This is a genomic window from Sphingobium scionense (assembly GCF_014197035.1).
Lineage (GTDB): Bacteria > Pseudomonadota > Alphaproteobacteria > Sphingomonadales > Sphingomonadaceae > Sphingobium > Sphingobium scionense.
Map to the genome: position 1 here is coordinate 1 of NZ_JACIEU010000073.1, position 5,227 is coordinate 5,227.

Annotated in this window: 5 protein-coding genes; 3 read left to right on the forward strand and 2 right to left on the reverse strand. The window is 60.5% G+C overall.

Going from position 1 to position 5,227, the window contains the following annotated elements:
* The first annotated feature begins 224 nt into the window (after positions 1-224).
* Both GGQ90_RS29600 and GGQ90_RS28650 read left to right on the forward strand, forming a co-directional pair.
* The gene (locus tag GGQ90_RS29600) at positions 225-464 is read left to right on the forward strand and encodes a hypothetical protein (RefSeq protein WP_246428514.1); all 240 of its coding nucleotides are present in this window, start codon (positions 225-227) and stop codon (positions 462-464) included.
* 367 nt (positions 465-831) lie between these two features.
* Positions 832-1,635 (forward strand): fructosamine kinase family protein, encoded by an 804-nt coding sequence (locus tag GGQ90_RS28650; protein ID WP_188084625.1) that lies wholly within the window; start codon positions 832-834, stop codon positions 1,633-1,635.
* A 526-nt stretch (positions 1,636-2,161) separates the two neighbouring features.
* On the opposite strand, the gene istB is transcribed toward GGQ90_RS28650, so the two are convergent.
* Together istB and istA are read right to left on the reverse strand one after the other, a co-directional pair.
* Complete coding sequence (istB, locus tag GGQ90_RS28655; protein ID WP_188084626.1) at positions 2,162-2,944, reverse strand: IS21-like element helper ATPase IstB; 783 nt, start codon at positions 2,942-2,944, stop codon at positions 2,162-2,164.
* A complete protein-coding gene (gene istA, locus GGQ90_RS28660; RefSeq protein ID WP_188084627.1) occupies positions 2,934-4,457 on the reverse strand; it encodes an IS21 family transposase in 1,524 nt (507 codons plus the stop codon). Before istA ends, istB begins: the two co-directional genes overlap by 11 nt.
* Positions 4,458-4,498: 41 nt before the next feature.
* Here istA and GGQ90_RS28665 point away from each other — a divergent pair, with 41 nt between their 5' ends.
* Complete coding sequence (locus GGQ90_RS28665) at positions 4,499-5,143, forward strand: hypothetical protein (RefSeq protein ID WP_188084628.1); 645 nt, start codon at positions 4,499-4,501, stop codon at positions 5,141-5,143.
* Positions 5,144-5,227 lie beyond the last annotated feature (84 nt).

Genomic DNA, 5,227 nt, shown 5'->3' on the forward strand with positions numbered 1-5,227 from the left:
AAAATCCAGCCGGCTGCTTAAACCATCGAAATGAGGGGTCCCTTTTAGACGCCGATCACCCCGCTAACGGGGTTCTTTTTGCACGCCGATCCACACGGATGAAGGCCGAGCGTGAGCATGTTATTCCCCTTTCGCCCCCTGCGATCGCAGTCCTCGAGCGTTGCAAGGAATTGCGGGCCGGAACGTGCTCGTTCGTGTTCCCAGGCGCTCGAGGTGACGCACAGATGAGCGATATGACGCTCACGAAGCTGCTCCGCGATATGAAGGAAGGTGTCACCGTCCATGGGTTCCGCTCTGCCTTCCGTGATTGGGTCAGCGAGGAAACAAATTACCCTGGTGAAATCGCGGAGGCGGCTCTGGCTCATCGGGTCAGGGACAAAACGGAAGCCGCATATCGCCGAGGAAATCTCCTCGAAAAGAGGCGCAACCTGATGAAGGAGTGGGGGTCATATTGCCAAGATTGATTTCGTTACCAATGCGTCAAGGCTAGCCGTGGCGTGCTTCCGCAGACGGTAGGCGCCCCCCCCTGTCGCGCCGGCATCATCGACTGTAAGGACAAGCTTCGCAATCCGAAGTTTAGACCATTGATAACGTGCATTGATGGCAAAAGCGCAACATCAAAAATTCTCCGACGCGCACGGTGTCGAGGCTGTGGCTCCGCCCTCTCCCCATTGAACGACACATCTATGGGCAATTGCCCTGCCTTTGAGACATCTCTCCGGCGGCGTTACTCTATCGAGGCAGATCATTCCTTGCCAACTTCTTACATGTCAGCCTTGCCATGACCTTGCAGAAACCCGATCGCTGAGGCCTTGAGCAGGGGCAGGCAGCATGAGAGCAATATTCACTGAAGCCGCAACGTTGCTTAACCGCAATGTTGAAAGCGTGACACGTATCGCGGGCGGTGACCTTTCTTTCGTCGCACGCCTCTCCCTGGGTTGCGGCGACACGGTCATCGCCAAACGGGGAGACAGAGTTGTCGATGAGGCGCGCATGCTCGCGGCGATCGCTGCGACCGGGATGCCGGTCCCGCAGATTCTGGCTGTCCAAGATGATCTCCTGCTGCTCGAAGATCTGCCCTCGGGCGGGCGCCTTGTCCGCAACTGGGCGCATCTCGCCGAATTGCTCGACCGTCTCCATGCGCCAGATCACACGGCCTATGGTTGGGATTGCGATTATGCCTTTGGCGATGTGCCAATTGGCAATTCCCGCACCGACAACTGGGTCGCCTTCTGGGCGGAACAGCGCTTGCGCTGCCATGTCCCGCATCTGAGTTCTCAGCTGGCTCATCGCGTTGAGCGGCTCGCCGATCGACTTGGCGAGCATATACCCCAGCGCCCGACTGCTGTTCTGCTTCATGGCGATCTGTGGGGAGGAAATATCCTCGTTGGTCAGGACCAGATCAGCGGGGTGATCGATCCTGCATGCTACCATGGCGACCGAGAGGTGGATCTTGCCATGCTGAGCCTGTTCGACCAGCCGCCTGAAATATTCCATGAGGCCTGCGGCCTTGCGCAAGGCTGGGAAGAACGCCAGCCCGTTTATCGGTTGTGGCCACTGCTAGTGCATGTTCGGCTTTTCGGAGGCGCGTATCATCAGCAGGCTGGGGCATGCCTCCAACGGCTGGATGTCTGATTGGCCAGACGCTGTTTATCGGTCGGTCAGAAACGCGGCTATGCCTCCACCATCAACCCAGAGGTACGAAAGACAAGTTAACTGGGTGTCCGAACGGGGACGAGGTGGAGGCAACAGAGCCCGGCTCAGATGGGCCCTGGGCCGCGCGGAGCTCCCTTTATGAACGCACGTAAGCTCTGCATTACAACTAGGGTCGACGCGCCAACCTTTACGGTTTCGATCGCTCCTTCTGCGAAAAGTTCATACAGCTTCGAACGGCCGATCCCTGTTAGCCGTGTAGCCGTCTTGATCCGTACCGTAAGCGGCTCAAAATCTGAGCCATCTTTGGAGCTTTGATCAATATCATGGGTCATTCGGAGCAGTCCTCAACAGGCGAGGCTCCGATGGCGACGTTGTAGCACCGGCACGATATGCCATTGGCGTGTTCTAGTAAATACTACCCTGTTGATTGCCGCTGAGAAGTGACCCGGGGTTTTCATCGAGAAGTGACCCACCTTGCGATTATGTTTCGGATGTCAGGGGTGGGTCAAGATGGGGTTTTCTCCTTCCGGGTTTTGGGCTGCTGAGCCGAGCTGTTCTTGAACCGGAAGCTGTCGTTGCCGGTCTCGAGGATGTGGCAGTGATGGGTGAGCCGATCGAGGAGCGCAGTGGTCATCTTGGGATCCCCGAACACGGTGGCCCATTCGCTGAAGCTAAGGTTGGTCGTGATGATGACGCTGGTGCGCTCGTAAAGCTTGCTCAGCAGGTGGAACAGCAGGGCGCCGCCTGACGCGCTGAACGGCAGATAGCCAAGCTCATCGAGGATCACGAGATCGGAGTGGGCAAGCCTTCCGGCGATCTGGCCCGCCTTACCCTGTGCCTTCTCCTGTTCCAGCGCGTTGACCAGCTCGACCGTGGAGAAGAACCGCACCCGTTTGCGGTGATGTTCGATAGCCTGGACGCCCAGGGCGGTGGCGATATGGGTCTTGCCGGTGCCGGGGCCGCCGACCAGCACGATATTGTCGGCCACGTCCATAAACTCGCAGCGGTGGAGCTGGCGGACCAGCGCCTCGTTGATCTCGCTGCTGATAAAGTCGAAGCCCGCCAGATCACGATAGGCCGGGAACCGCGCGATCTTGAGCTGATAGGATACCGATCGCACCTCCCGTTCGGCGGTCTCCGCCTTCAGGAGCTGGGACAGGATCGGAACGGCCGCATCGAACGCTGGCGCTCCCTGCTCCATGAGATCGGTGACGGCTTGCGCCATGCCGTGCATCTTGAGGCTGCGCAGCATGACGATGATGGCGCCGCTGGCGGGATCATGACGCATGGCGGTTCTCCCCGCGCAGCGCATCATAGCGTTCCACATTGGCAAGCGGTTCGCTGACGAGCCTCAGCGCCTGTGGCGCCGTGATCGGCGTTGTCGTCAGCGGCTTGCCGTCGATCAGCCGGTGCAGCAGGTTGAGGATATGGGTCTTGGTCGGAACCCCGGTCTCCAGTGCCATGGTGACGGCTTTCAGCACGACCTGCTCGTCATGATGCAGGACCAGTGCAAGGATCTCGACCATCTCCCTGTCACCGCCACGAGACCGCAGCAGATGGCGCTGCAACCGCTGGAAGGGGTCGGGCAGTTCGAGGAACGGCGCGCCGTTGCGCAGGGCCCCGGGCTTGCGCTGCACCACCGCCAGATAATGGCGCCAGTCATAGATCGTGCGCCCCGGCGCATCGTGGGACCGCTCGATGATCCGTCGATGCTCACATAAGACCTGTCCTTCCGCGACCACCAGGAAGCGGTCTGGATAGACGCGCAGGCTGACGGGCCGGTTGGCGAAGGAGGCTGGCACGCTATAGCGGTTGCGCTCCAGATGGACGAGGCAGGTCGGTGAGACCCGCTTGCCATATTCCACAAATCCGTCGAACGGCCTGCCCATGGGCATCAGGCTCGCTACCTCATCCGCCCAGGCATCAGAGACAGAGCCCGGCTCGATGCCATGCGGTATATCCCGCCATAACATCCTGCAGCGCTCCTCCAGCCACAGGTTGAGGGCATCGAGCGTCTCGGTCTGGGGAACGGGTTGCCATAGCCGATGGCGCGCATCCTGGACATTCTTCTCGACCTGCCCCTTCTCCCATCCCGCTGCCGGATTACAGAACTCGGCCTCGAAAAGATAATGGCTGACCATGGTGAGGAGGCGGGCGTTGACGGTCCGATCCTTGCCACGCCCGACCTTGTCGACCGCGGTGCGCATGTTGTCGTAGATGCCGCGCCGCGGCACGCCGCCCAGCACGCGGAACGCATGATTATGGGCATCGAATAGCATCTCGTGGGTCTGTAGAAGATAGGCCCGCACAAAGAAGGCACGGCTGTAGCTGAGCTTGAAGTGCGCCACCTGCAGCTTGGTGCGCACGCCATCGATGATCGCCCAGTCCTCGCTCCAGTCAAACTGGAACGCCTCACCCGGCGCAAACGATAGCGGCACGAACGTGCCCTTGCCGCTCATCTGCTGCTGACGGCGATAATCATCGTGCCAGCCCCGCGCAAAGGCCGCGACACGGCCGTAGGAACCGTCAAAGCCCAGGCTCACCAGATCGGCATAGAGCTGCTTGATCGTGCGCTTCTGCTTGCGCGATCGACCCATCTCTCGCCTCAGCCAGGCCGTCAGTCGCTCGACGAACGGGTCCAGCTTGCTCGGTCGCTCGGGCACCTTGAACCGGGGCTCGACTGTGTCTGACCGCAGATATTTACGGACGGTATTGCGGGATAGTCCGGTGCGCTTGGCTATCTCTCGGATCGACAGATGATCGCGGTAATGCCAGCGCCGGATGACGCTTAATAATGCCATGTCCAACACTCCATGGTCCCCCGCTCGTCAAAGCCAGGGACGTGTTCAAACATGGGTCACTTCTCAGTGGAAATTACTGGCCTCCCCGGGTCACTTCTCAGCGGCAATCAACAGCGGACGCAGGCGTCGGCAAGTCCGTCCTCTCAACCCAGCTAGGCCTCTACCTGCCGAACGGCAGCCGAACGCTCGTCTATGACTGTTTCGGCAACGGCGCGTATCGCAGCGCCAGCGGCTATCGCCACCGTTGCCGCGACGGACTCGTCCAGCTGGCGAACGAACTGGCCGGGGAGTCGCTGAGCCAGCCGCTCATACCCACGAGCAAGGCGGATCCAGCGGCATACGTGCGCGCCTTCCTCGCCCGGGTCGAACAGGCGGCAGAAACGCTGAACGAGCATTCCGCCGACGCCATCCTGTGCATCGTCATCGACGCCGCCGACAACGCGCAGATCGCCGCCGACGAGGTGCACGGCGGACCGAGCTTTCCGCTACTACTGCTTCGCGAACAATGGCCCGAGAACGCCCGCATCGTCCTGACCGCACGCCCCCACCGCGTCGACATGCTCGAGCCGCCCTCCACCGTGCCGAGGATCGAGCTCGAGCCGTTCAGCGAGGCCGAGACAGGAGCCCACCTGCGATCCTTCTTCCCAGTCGCCACCGAGCAAGATGTCCACGAATTGGACTTGTAACGGATTTGCGCCGGTCACCTGAGCGATTAGAGCTCGCAACAGGAGACCGACGAGATGATCAAGCATACAGAAGAGTTCAAGCAT

Bases quoted from the DNA above. Each gene is read 5' to 3' on its own strand.
- istB (WP_188084626.1), bottom strand. From the start codon at position 2,944: ATGCGTCATGATCCCGCCAGCGGCGCCATCATCGTCATGCTGCGCAGC.
- istA (WP_188084627.1), bottom strand. From the start codon at position 4,457: ATGGCATTATTAAGCGTCATCCGGCGCTGGCATTACCGCGATCATCTG.
- GGQ90_RS29600 (WP_246428514.1), top strand. From the start codon at position 225: ATGAGCGATATGACGCTCACGAAGCTGCTCCGCGATATGAAGGAAGGT.
- GGQ90_RS28650 (WP_188084625.1), top strand. From the start codon at position 832: ATGAGAGCAATATTCACTGAAGCCGCAACGTTGCTTAACCGCAATGTT.